Source organism: Actinospica durhamensis (assembly GCF_018139695.1).
In the GTDB taxonomy this organism is placed as follows: domain Bacteria; phylum Actinomycetota; class Actinomycetes; order Streptomycetales; family Catenulisporaceae; genus Actinospica; species Actinospica durhamensis.
Window position 1 is genome coordinate 1 of the sequence record NZ_JAGSOG010000557.1, and the last position, 1,601, is coordinate 1,601.

Sequence of the window (1,601 nt, forward strand, 5' to 3'; positions counted from 1 at the left end):
CGGGGTGATGAGGTTGGGGTGGGGCTCTCTCCTCGGCCGGTCACCGGAGGCGTATCAGGAACCTGGCGGAGGCGCAAACGGCGAAGGTTTTTGTCGGGGTGTCGGTCGCGCTGCGCCGTTTGCACCTCCACCAGAACCCTGATATGGGCTGCGCCTGCCCGACCGAGGAGAGAGCCCCACCCCTGGCCAGAGCCTTGCGGAGGGTCCGTGGCCCAGTCCATCGCGCCGGGTGCGGCATCGTGCATTCCCTGCGGCGGGCGACCTTGATCCAGGATCGTGCATCACGAGCGGCGGACGGCCATGTGATGCTGAACCTTGTGTCACCCGTGGCGCTCGACTGTGTGGTGCGGGATCTCGCATCACCTGTGTTGGACGCCTTGTGATGCGCAAATTTGTCTCACCCGCGGTGCACGGCCGTGTGGTGCAGGATCTTGTGTCATCCGTAGTGGACGGCTGTGATGCAGGATCTTGCGTCTCCTGGGGTGGGCGGTCTCGTGGTGCTGGATCGTGTGTCGCGTGTAGTGGGCGGCCGTGTGGTGCGAGATTTCGCTTGTGTTATCCGTGGTGGATGACGGTGTGGTGGTGTGAGCAGTAGAGCTTGAGGTTCTCTACCGTGGTCTGGCCGCCTTTCGCATACGGGGTGGTGTGGTGGGCGTGGAGCGCGAACGTGATGGGGCGGTCGCATCCGGGGTATCGGCAGTGTCGGTCGCGCCAGGCGAGAAAGCCCCGCTGTTCGGCCGAGGCCAGCCGTGCCCTCGGGTCCCGGTCCACGGCCACGCCGTCCCATGTTCCGGTGTGTCCGTCGAGGGTGAGGGTGTGGCGTCGCGGGTCTCCCTGCCTGGGCAGCAGCCGCGCCGGGATGAGTGCTCCGAATGCGGTGCGGGCGCAGCCGGCGGGGATCTCGAGCTGGACCGGTGCAGGATCCTGCAGCGTCACCGCGAGCGCGGGCAGCGAGAAGTGGGCCCCGCGCTGTTCGGCCGTGGCATCCAGGAATACCTGTGCCATCCGTGTGATCGCTTCGGCGCTCATCTGCTCGGTCGTGCGCACGTCCTGGGGTGCGAGTTCGGTGCCGTCGAACTGCCGGGCCCGGATCATCTCCGCGACCTGTAGTTCCACCGCGGCTTGGAGTACCGCGCCGCGGGCGGGGTCGAGCAGGATCTCGCACCGGTGCATCTCTCCATCCGCTGCGATGGCGATGCGGGCGTAGGAGCGTTCGCGCTGCTGGGCGTGGCGCGCCTCGACCGACCCGGGATCGGTGTGCTCCTCCAGCGCCCGCACCCGCTCCAGCCCGGCCCGCGCCCCGTGCTCGCGTGCCACCCGCAGGGTCTCGGCGACCTCGGGCACCGGATCCAGGCCCGTGCGGCGCACCGCTTTGACGGTGCGCGCCACCGCCCGTACGGAATCCTGCCCGACGCTTCCCGAGCACAGCTCCCGCTCGAGCTGCGGCACCGTCGCGAGGAGTCGGGCGTCCTGCGCGAGCCCGCGGGCGCGTCCTTCGGTCACATCCAGCACGGTCGCGAGCCACGGGCCGATGCCCCCGCGCGCGATCCCGAGCCGGTCCCCCTCGGCCACCAACGCCAACAGCAGCCCGTTCAGCGCCT

At 69.4% G+C, this 1,601-nt stretch carries 1 protein-coding gene; it reads right to left on the reverse strand.

Going from position 1 to position 1,601, the window contains the following annotated elements:
• Nucleotides 1-555: 555 nt before the first annotated feature.
• Nucleotides 556-1,601 (reverse strand): HNH endonuclease signature motif containing protein (locus KDL01_RS40990; protein WP_212534121.1); only part of this gene is annotated, 1,046 nt, incomplete at its 5' end.